Origin of the sequence: Pseudarthrobacter sp. NIBRBAC000502771, assembly GCF_006517215.1 — a bacterium.
GTDB classification, from domain to species: Bacteria; Actinomycetota; Actinomycetes; order Actinomycetales; family Micrococcaceae; genus Arthrobacter; species Arthrobacter niigatensis.
Genome location: NZ_CP041187.1, coordinates 1,968,306 through 1,984,605, shown reverse-complemented (window position 1 = coordinate 1,984,605; position 16,300 = coordinate 1,968,306). Strand labels below are relative to the sequence as shown.

At 65.9% G+C, this 16,300-nt stretch carries 15 protein-coding genes; 13 read left to right on the top strand and 2 right to left on the bottom strand.

Translation table 11 applies throughout. The annotated features are described in order from the left end of the window. Nucleotides 1-2: 2 nt before the first annotated feature. The 5 genes from NIBR502771_RS09245 (at nt 3) to NIBR502771_RS09225 (ending at nt 4,973) form a co-directional block, all read left to right on the top strand. Nucleotides 3-368, top strand: a complete 366-nt coding sequence (locus NIBR502771_RS09245; RefSeq protein WP_168225731.1) for a DUF1048 domain-containing protein — start codon at nt 3-5, stop codon at nt 366-368. Between the two features lie 27 nt (nt 369-395). Beyond that, the gene (locus NIBR502771_RS09240) at nt 396-1,166 is read left to right on the top strand and encodes an ABC transporter ATP-binding protein (protein WP_141159499.1); all 771 of its coding nucleotides are present in this window, start codon (nt 396-398) and stop codon (nt 1,164-1,166) included. After that, nucleotides 1,166-1,930 carry an ABC transporter permease gene (locus NIBR502771_RS09235; protein WP_141159498.1) on the top strand — a complete coding sequence of 255 codons (765 nt, stop codon included), beginning with the start codon at nt 1,166-1,168 and terminating at the stop codon, nt 1,928-1,930. The genes NIBR502771_RS09240 and NIBR502771_RS09235 overlap by 1 nt, the downstream gene beginning before the upstream one ends. 372 nt (nt 1,931-2,302) lie before the next feature. Next, nucleotides 2,303-3,274: an alkaline phosphatase family protein gene (locus NIBR502771_RS09230; protein WP_246839849.1), complete on the top strand. Its 972-nt coding sequence runs from the start codon at nt 2,303-2,305 to the stop codon at nt 3,272-3,274. 1 nt (nt 3,275) lies between these two features. Further along, nucleotides 3,276-4,973 (top strand): alkaline phosphatase family protein, encoded by a 1,698-nt coding sequence (locus NIBR502771_RS09225; protein WP_141159497.1) that lies wholly within the window; start codon nt 3,276-3,278, stop codon nt 4,971-4,973. 17 nt (nt 4,974-4,990) lie between these two features. On the opposite strand, the gene NIBR502771_RS09220 is transcribed toward NIBR502771_RS09225, so the two are convergent. Further along, the gene (locus NIBR502771_RS09220; RefSeq protein WP_141159496.1) at nt 4,991-6,136 is read right to left on the bottom strand and encodes a glutamate--cysteine ligase; all 1,146 of its coding nucleotides are present in this window, start codon (nt 6,134-6,136) and stop codon (nt 4,991-4,993) included. 210 nt (nt 6,137-6,346) lie between these two features. Between NIBR502771_RS09220 and NIBR502771_RS09215 the strand changes: the two genes are divergently transcribed. The 8 genes from NIBR502771_RS09215 (at nt 6,347) to NIBR502771_RS09180 (ending at nt 14,821) form a co-directional block, all read left to right on the top strand. Beyond that, nucleotides 6,347-7,069: a VIT family protein gene (locus tag NIBR502771_RS09215; protein ID WP_141159495.1), complete on the top strand. Its 723-nt coding sequence runs from the start codon at nt 6,347-6,349 to the stop codon at nt 7,067-7,069. 44 nt (nt 7,070-7,113) lie between these two features. Further along, a complete protein-coding gene (locus NIBR502771_RS09210) occupies nt 7,114-7,602 on the top strand; it encodes a hypothetical protein (RefSeq protein WP_141159494.1) in 489 nt (162 codons plus the stop codon). Nucleotides 7,603-7,808: 206 nt separating this feature from the next. Further along, on the top strand, nt 7,809-8,666 hold the full coding sequence (locus NIBR502771_RS09205) for a cytochrome c oxidase subunit II (RefSeq protein ID WP_141159493.1): 858 nt from the start codon (nt 7,809-7,811) through the stop codon (nt 8,664-8,666). Between the two features lie 13 nt (nt 8,667-8,679). Then, the gene (gene ctaD / locus NIBR502771_RS09200) at nt 8,680-10,440 is read left to right on the top strand and encodes a cytochrome c oxidase subunit I (RefSeq protein ID WP_210411374.1); all 1,761 of its coding nucleotides are present in this window, start codon (nt 8,680-8,682) and stop codon (nt 10,438-10,440) included. Nucleotides 10,441-10,668: 228 nt separating this feature from the next. Continuing rightward, a complete protein-coding gene (locus NIBR502771_RS09195; RefSeq protein ID WP_141159492.1) occupies nt 10,669-11,721 on the top strand; it encodes an iron ABC transporter substrate-binding protein in 1,053 nt (350 codons plus the stop codon). Nucleotides 11,722-11,725: 4 nt separating this feature from the next. Continuing rightward, nucleotides 11,726-13,315: an iron ABC transporter permease gene (locus NIBR502771_RS09190; protein WP_210411372.1), complete on the top strand. Its 1,590-nt coding sequence runs from the start codon at nt 11,726-11,728 to the stop codon at nt 13,313-13,315. Then, complete coding sequence (locus NIBR502771_RS09185) at nt 13,312-14,469, top strand: ABC transporter ATP-binding protein (RefSeq protein WP_210411370.1); 1,158 nt, start codon at nt 13,312-13,314, stop codon at nt 14,467-14,469. Before NIBR502771_RS09190 ends, NIBR502771_RS09185 begins: the two co-directional genes overlap by 4 nt. Nucleotides 14,470-14,575: 106 nt before the next feature. Further along, complete coding sequence (locus tag NIBR502771_RS09180; RefSeq protein WP_141159491.1) at nt 14,576-14,821, top strand: hypothetical protein; 246 nt, start codon at nt 14,576-14,578, stop codon at nt 14,819-14,821. A gap of 46 nt (nt 14,822-14,867) precedes the next feature. Here the strand turns inward: NIBR502771_RS09180 and nhaA are convergent, their stop codons facing one another. Further along, nucleotides 14,868-16,220, bottom strand: coding sequence for a Na+/H+ antiporter NhaA (gene nhaA / locus NIBR502771_RS09175; RefSeq protein ID WP_141159490.1), 1,353 nt, complete (start codon nt 16,218-16,220; stop codon nt 14,868-14,870). Nucleotides 16,221-16,300: the final 80 nt, after the last annotated feature.

Below are 16,300 nucleotides of genomic sequence, written 5' to 3'. Positions count from 1 at the left end.
CCATGGCCCAGGGATGGCTCGAAAAAGTCACCGGCCCGCTCGAGGACAAGAAGCGCTGGCGCGAATACAAAGCGCGCAAGGAGCAACTGCCCGGCAGCTACCGCACTGCCATCGACGCCCTCGAACGCTACTTCACGTATGCAGGCGCAATCGTCAAGGGCGATGTCCTCATGCAGATGCTGGAGGACCTTGCTGACCTGATCGAACAGGCCGCCGCCAACAGCACCCCCGTCCGCGACGTCGTGGGGGACGACCCCGTGGAATTCGCCGAAACTTTCATCCGCAACTATTCCGGCGGCCAGTGGATCCAGAAGGAGCGGCAGCGCCTGACGGACTCCATCAACCAGGCCGCCGCAGGCGACGCCTGATCCCGCCAAACGTCGAAAGGACCAGCCATGGCCACTGACCAGGCCCTGCAACCCGCCGTCCAGGTGCAGGGCATCGAGAAGTCGTTCAAGGACGTGCACGTGCTGCGGGGCGTGGACTTTGACGTCGCGCGGGGCAGCATCTTTGCGCTCCTCGGCTCCAACGGCGCCGGCAAAACCACCCTCATCCGGATCCTCTCAACGCTGTTGAGGGCGGATGCAGGCACCGCGTCCGTAGGCGGGTACGACGTCGGCGCAGAGCCGGCGGAGGTGCGCGGCTCCATCAGCCTCACGGGCCAGTTCGCCGCGGTGGACGAAGTCCTGACAGGCCGGGAGAACCTGGTCCTGGTGGCCACGCTCCGGCACCTGCCGGATGCCGGGGCCATCGCGGACCGGCTCCTCAGCAGGTTCTCGCTGGCTGAGGCCGCCGGCAGGAGGGCCTCCACCTACTCAGGAGGCATGCGGCGCCGGCTGGACATCGCCATGAGCCTGATCGGAAACCCTCCAGTCATCTTCCTCGATGAACCCACTACCGGCCTGGACCCGCAGGCACGGCTCGAGGTCTGGGACACCATCCGGCAACTCGCCGGCCAAGGCACCACGGTGTTGCTCACCACCCAGTACCTCGACGAGGCCGAACACCTCGCCGACCGGATCGCCATCCTGCACCATGGCACCATCATCCAGAACGGGACCCTGGCTGAGCTCAAGCGGCTCCTGCCGGCCGCCACGGTGGAATATGTCGAGAAGCAGCCCTCGCTGGAAGACGTCTTCCTGGCACTTGTAGGAGATGAATTGTGATGCATTCCCATGCCCTCAGCGACACCCGCATCCTGACCGGGCGCTCGCTCCGCCATATCCTTCGCAGCCCTGACACCATCATCACCACGGCTGTCACACCGGTGGCCATGATGCTGCTGTTCGTCTACGTCTTTGGCGGCGCCATCAACACCGGCACCGGCGGGCCTTACGTCAATTACCTGCTGCCCGGCATCCTGCTCATCACCATTTCGTCCGGCGTGGCCTACACCGCGTACCGGCTGTTCCTGGACCTCCAGGGCGGCATCTTTGAGCGGTTCAGGTCAATGCCGGTGGCCCGGTCCAGCGTGTTGTGGGCGCACGTTCTCACGTCGCTGGCCGCCAACTTCGGCGCACTGTCGATCGTGGTGGGCGTCGCCCTGCTGATGGGCTTCCGCACTGGAGCGTCCGTGGCCGCCTGGCTGGCCGTCGTCGGAATCCTTGCGCTGTTCACCCTGGCCCTGACCTGGATCGCCGTGATTGCGGGGCTGCTCGCAAAGACGGTGGACGGCGCCAGCGGCTTCAGCTACCCGTTGATCTTCCTGCCGTTCATCAGTTCGGCGTTCGTTCCCACCGGGTCGATGCCGGGCCCGGTGGCCTGGTTCGCGGAGAACCAGCCGGTGACCTCCATCGTGGACACCATCCGTGCCCTGTTTGCCCAGGAAGCGGTGGGAAGCGGCATCTGGACCGCCCTGGCCTGGCTTGCCGGGATACTCTTCGCAGCCAGCGCGGCCGCGGCGTTGGTCTACCGCCGAAAGACCGGCTGAGTCCTACCTTCGTCACTGCAAATTAAACAATATTCACTGCCAATTCACAGGCATCGCACGTAGGAAACGCAGTTCCGGTGTGCAAGAGTGTCGGCAACGCTGGGGCGTAGTTTCGAGACCACACATCAGGGGCCGCGCGTGAACCGAAGAACAGCCCGATTACCCGGCACCAGGCGGCCGGCTGCACTGCTGCCGGTGCTGGCCCTGCTGCTGTCCGCGCTCGTGGCATGCCAGTCGACGGTCCCTGCTCCGTCCCCCACGCCCTCCGGGTCGGCGACCGTATCACCCGCATCCGCAAGCCCAACACCTGCGCAGAATCCCACCCCGGGAACGGGTAGCACACAGCCGGCAGAGGCTGCCAAGCCCGCGAATGTGCCCCAACACATATTCATCATCAACCTGGAGAACAAGGGATACAGCAGTACGTGGAGTGGCAATTCGGCCGCACCTTACCTATCTGGAACGCTGCGGAAAAAAGGTGTGCTGCTGAAGAACTACTATGGGATAGCCCACGACTCCCTGGCCAACTACCTGGCCCAGATCTCCGGCCAGCGGCCCAATGACAGCACCGAGCACGACTGCCACACCTACACGGAGTTCAACGCCACAGGCACGGACGCGGAGGGCACGCTCCAGGGGGACGGTTGTGTCTACCCGGCGGATGCGCAGACCCTGGCCGGCCAACTGACCGCCCAAGGCAAGACCTGGAGGGGCTACATGGAGGACATGCCGTCGCCCTGTGAGCATCCGGTGCTGGGCGAGCTCGACAACCACATCAAGGCCACGCCGGACGACGGGTACTCCACGCACCACAACCCCTTTGTCTATTTCCGCTCCATCACTTCATCGCCGGATTGTGCCACGAACGTGGTCAACTTTTCCGGGTTCAAGGACGACCTGAAGTCCGTCGCGACGACCCCCAATCTTGCCTACATCACTCCCAACCTGTGCCATGACGGGCACGACGACACGTGCGCCGATGGCTCTCACGGCGGCCTGGAGGCGGCAGACAAGTGGCTTAAGCAGCAGGTCCCGGCCATCCTGTCATCGCCCGCCTACAAGCAGGACGGGATGTTGGTGATCACCTTCGACGAAGCCGACGGGGATTCCACCGGCCCCTCCGAGGGTGCCCCGGGGAGCCCTGCCGGAGGGGCCGCGGGCGGAAAGGTGGGGGCATTGGTCCTCTCCCCCTTCAGCACAGCAGGGACGTCGTCCGACCAGGCCTACAACCACTACAGCCTGCTGGCCACCATCGAGGACCTGTTCCACCTCCCGCGACTCGGACTCGCCGGCGATCCCGGGGTGAAAACCTTCGGCCACGACGCCTTCCGGAACGAGTCCTGAGATGGCACTGTTGGGGAGCGGACGACGCCGGACCCTGATGGCAGGTGCAGCGGCGGTGGTCTTGGTTATCCTGGCCGTCTTGATTCCCATGGCGTTGCGCGCCGGTCCACCTCCTGCGAACGCTCCTGCCCCCGTTACGCCGGCAGGGGCACCCGCCGCAACCCCGGGAAATGCTGCCCCGGGCGCCGACGGAATAGGCAAGATCAAACATGTAGTGATCATCACCCAGGAGAACAGGTCCTTCGACAGCTACTTCGGTACCTATCCAGGGGCTGACGGGATCCCCATGAAGGACGGCACACCCACGGTGTGCATTCCGGACCCGGCCAATGGCGGCTGCGCACGGCCCTTTTACAACTCGGCCGACAGCAATGCCGGCGGCCCGCACAGTCACAGCGATGCCGCCGCCGACATCGATGGGGGCGCAATGGACGGTTTCGTTGCCCAGGCCGAAAAGGGACTGTCCGGCTGCACCCCCGTCAACGCCAAATGCCAGTACAGCACCTCTCTGCCCACGGATGTGATGGGCTTCCACGACGGGCGGGACCTGCCCAATTACTGGGCGTACGCGCAGAACTTCACGCTACTGGACCACCTGTTCGCGTCCGCCGCTTCCTGGAGCCTACCGGCGCACCTGTATCTGGTGTCGGAGTGGTCAGCGAAATGCACCAAGGCAGGGGACCCGTCGTCATGCGTGAACGCCTTGCAGGATCCGGATCCCGAACCGGAGCCGCAAATCATCAAGGACACCCTGATCGGCAAATGCCAGGCCGAGATGGACCTGGACCCGTGCCGGGAGGCGTTGGAAGCTGCGGGCATCGACCCTGACCTCGCGGGGCAGATCGACCAACTCATCGGCACAAGCTGCAAGCCCACCGATTCGTACGCCACGTGTCAGGCCGCAGTAGATGCCGCTCGCGTGGGAGACGACCTAAAGAAGAAGCTGACGGAGGCCGCAAAGAAGCTGGAACTGCCGGACTACGCGTGGACGGACCTGACGTTCCTGCTGCACAAGCACCAGGTCCCTTGGGCCTATTACGTGTTCAACGGCACCGAACCGGACTGCCGAAACGACGCCGCCACCTGCGACCCCGTTAAGCAGGACGCCAAGACCCCCGGGTTATGGAATCCGCTGCTGTATTTCGACACCGTCAAGGAGGACGGCGAGCAGGGCAACATCAAGCCGCTGGGCGGTTTCTACGACGCGGCCAGGCAGGGGACGCTGCCGGCGGTTACGTGGGTGGCGCCCACGGACAAGGTAAGTGAACACCCTCCTGCCAAGACCAGTACAGGGCAAGCCTACGTGGCCGGGATCATCAACGCGGTGATGAGCGGACCGGACTGGGACAGCACCGCCATCTTCCTCAGCTGGGATGACTGGGGCGGCTTCTACGACCACGAAACTCCGCCCGTGGTGGACAGCAACGGCTATGGGCTGCGGGTCCCGGGCCTGATCATCAGCCCTTATGCAAGAAAGGGTTACATCGACCACCAGGTCCTCAGCCAGGACGCTTACTTCAAATTCATCGAGGACGATTTCCTGGGCGGCGAGCGGATCGACCCCGCCACCGACGGCCGGCCGGACGCGCGCCCCGGTGTCCGTGAGAACAACCCCCAGCTGGGCGACCTGACAAAGTCCTTTGACTTCACCCAGGCGCCGCTGCCCCCTCTCATTCTCCCCAACGCGACAACTTACTGACCGGTTTGCCCAGGCTTTCAGGCGTCTGGGACCGTGCAGTCCGCCGCATCCTCCACCACCCGCTCCAGGTCACCGGTACGGTGCAGCACCTCCATCTGCCGCACCGCACCGGTACCGTCCGCCAGCAGCCCGTCCAACAGGTCCTCCACCCGGTGCAGGTCGCCCATGTCCTCCAGCGCCCCGCGGACATGGTGCAGCAGCGAGTTCACGACGGCGAGCGCGGGCGCCGGGCGGTGCGTTAGGGGATCGAGCAGCTCACCCCGGAGGCCCCACCGGCTTGCCTTCCAGCCGGCCAGCCTGAGCAGCGCCGACGGGACAGCCACAGGTTCGATCCCTTCCCGCCACTCCCTGGCGGCGGTTTCCACCAGTCCGCGGGCAATTCCCGCCAGCAGCACGGTGTTCTCCGGGCGAAGGCAGACGTCGGCCACGCGGATTTCCACTGTGGGGTAGTGCCGCGACAAGCGGGCGTCGAAGTACACCATGCCCTCGTCCATGGCGACACCGGTGCTCACCATGTCATGCACCAGCTGGTGGTAGGCATCCGGGGAGCCCAGGAGTTCCAGCGGCCCGGCGGACGGCCAGCGGTTCCACACCTGCGAGCGGTAGCTGGCGTAGCCGGTGTCCTCGCCGTGCCAGAACGGCGAATTGGCGCTCAGCGCGACGAGCACCGGCAGCCAGTTGCGCATGCGGTCCAGCACGGCCACGGCCTCCTCCTGCGACTCGACCGAGACGTGGATGTGGCAGCCGCAGGTGAGCTGTTCCCTGGCGGTCAGCCCGTACTCCTCCATCATCGCGCGGAACCGCCGGAGCTGGACGGGATGGGGATCGGCAGGCAGCGGCGAGGTTCCCAGTGCCGCCACCCTGACGCCCACGTCCTCCGCCGCCTGGCGGGCGATGGCCCGGCCGGCCACGACGTCCTGCCCGAGCCGTGCCAGTGTGGCATGCGGGGGGCTGACCACCTCGATCATTTCCTGCTGGAACTCCGCTGTCAGGACGGGTCCCGACGCCGCCTCCAGCGGGCGGACGTAGAGGTCCAGGAGGGCCCCCGCCAGGGGTACGGCTTCCCCTGTTCCGGGGTCCACCAGGAGCAGCTCCTCCTCGATGCCGAACGTCCGGCTGCCTGCACCCGCCCCGCCGGTGCCCTCATTGCCATAGGTGTCCATCGCCGTCGTCCCCTGTCCCCTGCGCCGTTGCAAGATCCTTCCAGCAGTGGGCGCACCCATCAGCACCCCGTCTCCAGGCGCCGTTGGAAGGGAACATTATGATAAGCACCCTTATCAATAGGTGGGAAGAGCTGCCACGCCTGGGGCCCGCAGGGTTAGGGGATGCAAACCTTCATGGCGCCCCGGCGCGCATGGTGCTTTACTGCCAACATGTCCGAAACCCTCAAGCTCAGCCACAACGAACCCCATGACAGCAGCGTGGCCGCGCGCCTGAACTGGCTGCGCGCCGGCGTTCTTGGTGCCAACGACGGCATCGTCTCCGTCGCGGCTACCGTGGTGGGCGTCGCGGGAGTGACCAACGACCTCGCGCCCATCCTGGTGGCAGGTACCGCCGCCGTAGTAGGTGGAGCGGTATCCATGGCACTGGGCGAATACGTCTCCGTGAGCAGCCAAAGTGACAGCCAGCGCGCGCTGATCGAAAAGGAACGCCAGGAGCTCCGGGACGATCCCGAGGGCGAACTGGACGAACTGGCCCATATCTACCAGGCCAAGGGACTCAGCGAAGCCACCGCCCGGACCGTCGCCGAGGAACTGACCGCCAAGGACGCACTGAAGGCGCACCTTTCGGCCGAACTGAACATCGACGAAGAAGAAGTGGTCAGCCCCTGGCACGCCGCGTTCGCTTCCGCCATCGCCTTCACCGTCGGCGCCATCCTGCCCATGCTGGCCATCATCTTCCCGCCGGAAGCGGCCCGCATCCCGGTAACGTTCGTTGCCGTCATCCTGGCGCTGGCCCTGACCGGCACCATCAGCGCCAAAATCGGCGGAAGCTCCAAGCGCAAGGCAACCATCCGGCTGGTGGTGGGCGGCGCGTTGGCCATGGCCTTCACGTTCGCGGTGGGAAGCCTGCTGGGCACCACCGGCATCGCGTAGCAGCCTCCCGCCCAGCCCGCCAACTACCGCCCAGGAGCGTCCACGTGCTCGAAATTGCCGGCCTTCCCGCCCACATCCTGCTGATTCACGGCGTGGTGGTCCTCGCCCCGCTGGCCGGGGTCCTGGCGGTGGTGTTCGCGCTCCTTCGTCGCAGCAGGCGCTACCTGGCATGGCCGCTGGGCATCCTGGCGCTGCTGATGGTTCCGTTGACGGTGGTTACCGCGGAGGCCGGGGAGCAGCTGGAGAAGGCCCGGCCGGCGTCACAACTCATCCAGGACCACGCCCACCAGGGAAGCTTCCTCCGCTATGTTGCGGCGCTGTTCCTGGTGGTGGCAGCAGTGCAGATCGCCGCCGCATTCCCCTCGCTCCTTGGCCGCCTGCCCGCCTTCCGCGGCCTGGCCACACTCCTCGAATCCCGCTGGGTCCTTCCTGCCACGTCCGTCCTGGGCGTCCTGGCGGGCCTGTTCCTGGTGTACCAGAGCATCGCCACCGGCCATTCGGGAGCAGCGTCAGTCTGGGCCGCGACCCGCTAGCGGAGCCAGCGCGGCGAACCGGCCCTTTTCGGGGACCGGGACATCCTTTCCGGGCGCCCGAAAACCCCTTCACATCGCCATGCTCCGCGCGTAGGGTGGGGCTCACAACTGCCGGTCCCGGGGCCGGCGGCGGGCTCATACAGTCGGGCTTCTGGAGCATGCCGGAGGGACCACAGGTGGGAAAGAAACCGTTCCGAAACCACAGTATGCGGCACTTCGCAGCGCTGGCCGCAGGGATTCTGGCCCTGCCGGCGCTGGCTTCCTGCTCCGCGGAAGTCTCCCGCGGTTTCCTCCCCGGAGCCCGTGACACCACCAACAACACCCAGCTGATCACGGACCTGTGGGTCAACTCCTGGATCGCCGCGCTGGTGGTTGGCGTCATCACTTGGGGGCTGATGATCTGGGTGATCGTGGCGTACCGGCGCCGGAAGAACACCGTGGGGTTCCCGCCGCAGCTGAGCTACAACCTCCCCCTCGAAGTCTTCTACCTGGCCATTCCGCTGATTGTCATCGGCGTCCTGTTCGTCTTTACGGACAGGGAACAGCGTGCCATCGATGCGCGCTACCCCAACCCGGACGTGGTGATCGATGTCTTCGGCAAGCAGTGGTCCTGGGACTTCAACTACGTCAAGGAGCAGGTCCACGAGGACGCCGGACAGCAGGCCCACCTGAACGGGTCCTACGGCGCACCGGACCGGCTGCCCACGCTTTACCTCCCCGTAGGGAAGACGGTGGAACTGCACCTCCAGTCCCGCGACGTCCAGCATTCGTTCTGGGTGGTGGACTTCCTGCAGAAGCGCGACCTCTACCCGGGCCACGAACAGTACAACCCGTACATCAGCATCACCCCCAACCGCACCGGCGAGTACATGGGCAAGTGCGCCGAGCTCTGCGGCGAGTACCACTCCGAGATGCTTTTCAAAGTCAGGGTGGTGACCCAGCAGGAGTACGACAGCCACATCGCCGACCTGAAGGCGAAGGGCAACACCGGCAACCTGGGCGCCGACTATGACAGGGTCCCGCAATCGGCCCCTGCGCCGCAGCCAGCGGAAGCGACAGAGTAGTGAGGGCATGGATATGACCACCACAGGCCAACGAATGGGCGGCGCTCCGGGCGCCGGAGTCCTGCCGGCACCCGTGGTCCCGAAGTCCAAGGGGCGCATCGTGGTCAACTGGATCACCTCCACGGACCACAAGACCATCGGGTACATGTACCTGATCTCGTCCTTCGTGTTTTTCTGCGCAGGCGGGGTGATGGCGCTGCTGATCCGCGCCGAACTCTTCGAGCCCGGCATGCAGATCCTGCAGACCAAGGAACAGTACAACCAACTGTTCACCATGCACGGCACCATCATGCTGCTGATGTTCGCCACCCCGCTGTTCGCGGGGTTCGCCAACGTGATCATGCCGCTGCAGATTGGCGCCCCGGATGTGGCGTTCCCGCGCCTGAATGCGCTGGCCTTCTGGTTCTTCCTGTTCGGCTCCACCATCGCCGTGTCCGGCTTCATCACCCCGCAGGGCGCGGCATCCTTTGGCTGGTTCGCTTACGCGCCCCTGTCCAACACCACATTTACGCCGGGCATCGGCGGTGACCTCTGGGTCTTTGGCCTGGCGCTGTCCGGCTTCGGCACCATCCTGGGCTCGGTCAACTTCATTACCACCATCATCTGCATGCGCGCTCCCGGGCTCACCATGTGGCGGATGCCCATCTTCACGTGGAACACGCTGGTGACGGGCATCCTGGTGCTCATGGCGTTCCCGCCGCTGGCTGCGGCACTGTTCGCCCTCGGCGCGGACCGGAAGTTCGGTGCCCACATTTTCGATCCCGCCAACGGCGGCGCCATCCTGTGGCAGCACCTGTTCTGGTTCTTCGGCCACCCCGAGGTGTACATCATCGCGCTGCCGTTCTTCGGCATCGTCTCGGAGATCTTCCCGGTGTTCAGCCGCAAACCCCTCTTCGGCTACAAGGGCATCGTGTACGCCACCATTGCCATCGCAGCACTCTCGGTCACCGTGTGGGCCCACCACATGTACGTCACCGGGGCGATTTTCCTGCCGTTCTTCGCCTTCATGACCATGCTCATCGCGGTGCCCACCGGCGTGAAGTTCTTCAACTGGATCGGCACCATGTGGGGCGGATCGCTGACCTTCGAAACCCCCATGCTGTGGAGCCTCGGCTTCCTTGCCACGTTCCTGTTTGGCGGCCTCACCGGCATCATCCTGGCTTCACCGCCCATGGACTTCCACGTCTCGGACACCTACTTCGTGGTGGCGCACTTCCACTATGTGGTCTTCGGCACCGTGGTGTTTGCCATGTTCGCCGGCTTCTACTTCTGGTGGCCCAAATTCACCGGGAAGATGCTCAACGAGCGGCTCGGCAAGATCCACTTCTGGATGCTGTTCGTGGGCTTCCATGCCACGTTCCTGATCCAGCACTGGCTGGGCGTCCTGGGCATGCCGCGCCGGTATGCGGACTACATGCCGGAGGACAACTTCACCTTCATGAACCAGTTCTCCACCGTCGGGTCCTACCTGCTGGGCGCATCCCTGATCCCGTTCTTCTGGAACGTCTACATCACGTCGCGTTCCGCGAAGAAGGTCACCGTTGACGATCCCTGGGGCTTCGGGGCTTCACTGGAATGGGCCACCTCCTGCCCGCCCCCGCGGCACAACTTCACTTCGCTGCCGCGCATCCGGTCCGAGCGTCCCGCCCTTGACCTGCACCATCCCGAGCTGAGTATCCGGCTCCATCCTTCGGAGGACGCGCCGGCGGAAAGCGTCCTGGGGGCCGCGGATATCGGGGAGCAGGACGTCCGCGATCCCAACCCGGACAAGTAACCCGGCCTGGTTCCCGGCGCACCCCGCACTTTTCGAGGTGCACACCCGCGTCCCGGTAATTACGTCACGCCATAGTTTCGTAATTGATGTGAACCTCGTCACTTAAAGCGGTTTTCGGCTTGGAGCTTAGGTTTGCCTACCCTACAGTTTTCAGACATAGGCAACATTAGTGTTGCGCAATAGGACCCCGGTTCAAGCAGACTTTTTTCCCCACCGAAAGCAGCCTCAATGAAGATCCGCAACAGCGCGCTGGCAGGCATCGCACTCGCCGCCACCGCAGCTCTCGGCCTGACCGCCTGCGGCGGCGGCACCCCCGCAGGCAACGGCTCCTCCGCCTCCGGCGGCCCCGCCTCAGGCGAGATCACCGTCTACAACGCCCAGCACGAAAGCCTCACCCAGGAATGGGTTGACGCCTTCACCGCGGAAACCGGCATCAAGGTGACCCTCCGCCAGGGCGATGACACGGAAATGTCCAACCAGATCATCCAGGAAGGCCAGGCCTCCCCCGCTGACGTGTTCCTGACCGAGAACTCCCCCGCCATGACGCAGGTTGAGAACGCCGGCCTGTTCGCGGACGTCAACAAGGACACCCTGGACCAGGTCCCCGCCGAGTTCTCTCCGTCCACCGGGAAGTGGACGGGCATTGCGGCCCGCTCCACCGTGCTGGTGTACAACAAGACCAAGCTCACCGAGGACCAGCTGCCCAAGTCAATGCTGGACCTGGCCAAGCCGGAGTGGAAGGGCCGCTGGGCTGCCTCGCCCACCGGCGCCGACTTCCAGGCGATCGTCTCGGCCCTGCTGGAACTCAAGGGCGACTCCGCTACGGAGGACTGGCTGAAGGCCATGAAGGACAACTCCAAGGCCTACAAGGGCAACAGCACGGCCATGAAGGCTGTCAACGCCGGTGAAGTGGATGCGGCCCTCATCTACCACTACTACTACTACGGCGACCAGGCCAAGACCGGCGAGAACTCCAACAACGTCACGCCGTACTACTTCAAGAACCAGGACCCGGGTGCGTTCCTGTCCGTCTCCGGCGGCGGCGTGCTCAAGTCCTCCAAGAATGCTGCCGCTGCGCAGGCATTCCTGAAGTTCATCACGGGCAAGAAGGGGCAGGAAGTCCTGAAGAACGGTACGTCCTTCGAGTACGCCATCGGCTCCGACGTCCCCGCCAACGACAAGCTGGTTCCCATCAAGGACCTGCAGGCCCCCAAGGTTGACGCCGCAAAGCTCAACTCGCAGAAGGCCAGCGATCTGATGACGCAGGCCGGACTACTCTGATTCCGTGACCTCCGATCTATCGGCTCCGCCAAGGGCGGGCGCGACGACGGCGGGCAGGGGCAGCAGCCCCCGCCCGCCTTTGGGCGTTTCCGCGGTATCTGTCCTGGCGGTGCTGATCGCCCTCTTCTCCCTCGTCCCGCTGGGGTACGTGGTCTACATGACGGTGGCAACCGGGTGGGATACCGCCGTCGGCCTCATCCTGCGGCCCCGCGTGGGCGAACTGCTCATGAACACGCTGCTCCTCATGGCCGCCACCATCCCGCTGTGCCTGCTGCTTGGCGTGGCGGGGGCGTGGCTGGTGGAACGGACCAACCTCCGCGGCCGCCGGATCTGGGCGGTCCTGCTGGCCGCGCCGCTGGCCGTCCCTGCGTTCGTGAACAGCTACGCGTGGGTATCGGCCATCCCGTCGCTGGGCGGCCTGGGCTCGGGGATCCTGATCTCCACCCTGTCCTACTTCCCGCTGGTCTACATCCCGGCGGCCGCCACCCTCAGCCGGCTGGACCCGGCCATTGAACAGTCCGCGGCCGCGCTGGGGCTGGGCGCCTGGCGGGCCTTCTTCCGGGTGGTGCTCCCCCAGCTGCGGATCGCCCTGACGGGCGGCGCGCTGCTGGTGGGACTGCACCTGCTCGCCGAATACGGCGCATTCGCCATGATCCGCTTTGACACCTTCACCACCGCGATCATGACCCAGTACCGGTCCACGTTCAACGGGGCCGCCGGGAACATGCTGGCAAGCGTCCTGGTGTTCTTCTGCCTGCTCCTGCTGCTGGCGGAGGTCCGCAGCCGCGGCACCGCCCGGTACGCCAGGATCGGCTCCGGAGTGCAGGCCAAGGCGCTGCGTCTCCCGCTGCACGCCTACCAGGTCCCGGGCCAGGTCTTCCTGCTGGCGCTGACGGCGCTGGCGTTCGGCCTCCCCCTGTATTACGTGCTCAAGTGGATTGTGGCCGGCGGCGCCGAGGTGTGGACGGCCACCGAATTCCTTCCCGCGCTTTTTGCCACCTTCGGGTACGGGCTCGCCGGTGCCGCGGCCACCATCGTGGTCGCGTTCCCCATGGCATACCTGGCGGTCCGGAAGCCCGGCTGGTTCAGCAAGTCACTGGAACTGTCCAACTACGTCACCAGCTCCATGCCCGGCATCGTGGTGGCCCTGGCCTTCGTCACCGTCAGCATCCGCCTTGTGCCCGGGATCTACCAAACGGCCGGCGTGCTGGTGGCAGCCTACGTGCTCCTGTTCCTCCCACGTGCCCTGGTGAACCTTCGGGCCGGACTGGCGCAGGCCCCCAAGGAACTCGATGAGGCAGCCCAGGCGCTGGGCAAGCCCCCGCTGCTTGCGTTCATCCGCGTCACCCTGCGGCTCACGGCCCCGGCCGCGGCCGGCGGCGCGGCCCTGGTGTTCCTGGCCATTGCCAACGAACTCACGGCCACCTTGCTCCTCTCCCCGAACGGCACCAAGACACTGGCCACCGAGTTCTGGAGCAAGAGCAGCGAGATCGATTACGCCGGCGCGGCGCCCTATGCCCTGCTGATGATCCTGCTTTCCGCGCCCATGACCTATCTCCTCTTCCAACAGTCCAAGAAAGTAGCCGGACAGTGACAGCACCATCAACCCGCAGGCTGCCCGAGCCGCGGGTGGCACCTTCGGTGGCAGCCACCACCAACAGCCACCTGCAGATCACGGACGTCACCAAGAACTTCGGATCCCAGGCGGTCCTCAAGGGCGTCAACCTGTCTGTGGCCAAGGGCGGGACCACCGCGATCGTGGGTCCATCCGGTTCGGGCAAGACCACCCTCCTGCGCCTGATCGCCGGGTTCGAGCACCCGGACACCGGCACCATCTCGCTTAACGGCACCACCGTGGCCGGCGACGGCGCATGGCTTCCGGCGCATAAGCGGCAGATCGGGTATGTGGCGCAGGATGGTGCCCTCTTCCCGCACCTGAACGTTGGACAGAACATTGCCTTCGGCCTGAATCCGGCCAGGCTCGAGGGCGGACGCCGCGCCGTGAACGCCCGCGTGGCGGAGCTGCTGGAAATGGTGTCCCTGGACCCCTCCATGGCCAAGCGCCGGCCACACCAGCTTTCCGGTGGACAGCAGCAGCGCGTTGCCCTGGCCCGGGCCCTTGCACGCGAACCTGAGCTGATGCTCCTGGACGAGCCGTTCTCAGCCTTGGACGCCGGCCTGCGCGTGGCCACGCGCCGCGCCGTGGCCAAGGTCCTGACCGAGGCCGGCGTCACCACCATCCTGGTCACCCATGACCAGGCCGAGGCACTGTCCTTCGCGGACCAGGTGGCCGTGATGCGCGGCGGCAAGCTGGCACAGATCGGCAACCCCTTCGTGGTGTACACCCGGCCCGCGGACCGGGCCACCGCCGAGTTCCTGGGCGACGCCGTCATCCTGGACGCCTGGCTGGAAGGGACCCTGGCCACGTGCTCCCTGGGCGGCATCCCGGTGCGCAGGCCACCGGCGCAGGGCCGCGTGCAGCTGATGCTGCGGCCGGAACAGATCCGCATTGCCGAGGACGGTCCCATCCGCGGCGTGGTGGTGGACACCGACTACTTCGGGCCCGAAACCACCGTGCGGCTGAAGCTCAATGTACCCAAGGAAGTGGCGGAGCACGCCGACCACCGCTACCCGGGCGGCGGCGAAGTGATCACCATCCGGCACTGGAACGCCTCGATCGCCCGCCCCGGGATGGAGCTCTGCCTGCGCGTGGTGGGCGAGGCCGTGGCATTCCCGATGGAGGACTAGCCCCTCCAGCCACACAAGACACAGAAAAAACACCGGGCCGAAACACTCCGGCAACCTGTCCACGGCAAGCTGAGCTTACGGGGATTCAACAGCAGGAGGCAGCCCAATGGAGGCACAAGGTATAGGCACCGCCCAGCTCCGCATCGGCGACCAGATCGAGGCGTGGCACCGGGGCAGGCTTTTCCACAAAGGCCGGGTGACCGACGTCGTCCCTGCCCTCGAACTCTTCTGGATCCTGGACGCCCGGACCGGCGCGCGCAAGCTGCTGGACCCCGAGGCCCTGGAGATCCGCCACGTTGAACCGGCACCGGCCGTTCCACCGACCCAGGCGAAGCCGCTCGCGAGGGCCTGAGCCGGGGGTCCGGCCCTTCCGGCCGGACGGCCCCAGGACCCGCGGCCTAAGTGCGCTGCTGGTAGACGTCCGGGACGCCGTCGTTGTCAGAGTCGACTTTTTCGAGCTCTTCGGCCAGCCGGTACTGGCGGTTGCGGGTGCGCAGCACGGCGGTGGCCAGCAGCGCGGCGATCAGTGATGCAGCCAGGATTCCCACCTTGGCGTGGTCATCGTGCAGGCTGCCGTGCCCAAAGCTCAGCTCTGCCACCAGCAGCGAGACGGTGAAACCGATCCCCGCCAGCAGGGCCACACCGAACACATCGATCCACTTGAACGAGCTGTCCAGGCTTGCCCGGGTGGCCTTGGTCAGGATCCACGTGGTGGCCAGGATGCCGATCGGCTTGCCCAGAACCAGGCCCAGGATGATGCCCAGGGCCACGGGGTCTGCCAGGGCTGACCCCAGGCCAGCCCAGCCGCCAACGGCCACGCCCGCGGAAAAGAACGCAAAAATGGGGACGGCTACGCCGGCGGAAATGGGCCGGAACCGGTGCTCGAAGATTTCCGCGAGCCCTGGGCCGGCGTCGGGCCCGCCGGACGCCTGCGAGCGGATTACGGGGATCGCGAAGCCCAGGAGAACGCCGGCCACGGTGGCGTGGATGCCGGACGCGTGCACCAGGGCCCAGGTGGCGGCACCCAGTGGCAGCAGGATCAGCCAGGCGGCGGCCGCATGGCGGCCGAAGAAACGACGGTATGCCTGCGCGAGGAAGGCGTAGATGGCCAGCGGGATGAGCGCCAGCAGCAGCGGGGCCACCTGGATGTCGCTGGAGTAGAAGAACGCGATGATGGTGATGGCGATCAGGTCGTCCACCACGGCCAGCGTGAGCAGGAAGATCCGCAGGGCGCTGGGCAGGTGTGAGCCGATGATCGCCAGCACGGCAACGGCGAACGCAATGTCCGTGGCTGTGGGGATCGCCCAGCCGCGGAGCGTGCCAGGGCTGGAAAAATTGACGACGGCGTAAATCACCGCCGGGACAGCCACCCCTCCCACGGCGGCCGCCACGGGCACGATCGACTTGTTGAGCTGGCGCAGGTCACCGGCCACGAATTCCCGCTTGAGTTCCAGGCCCACCAGGAAGAAGAAGATGGCCAGCAGGCCGTCCGCCGCCCAGGCCCCCAGGCTGAGGTCAAGGTGCCACGGTTCGTAGCCCACCTTGAAGTCGCGGAGGGCAAAGTAGCTCTCCGACGCCGGCGAGTTGGCCCAGATCAGCGCGATGACGGCGGCTGCGACCAGGAGGGCCCCGCCCACGGTCTCCTTGCGGAGGATCTCGCCGATCCGCAGCGCCTCGGAGTAACTGCCGCGGGAAAAGACGGTGGAACCGGGAAAGGTGTTCCGGCGCGGGGTGGGCGGCGTGGAGTTCATGGGGCGTCCTTAAATCCGGGTTCGACAAATCCATGCCGACCAGACTTCCCGGCGCACCTGCTCCAATCCTACGGGCAACA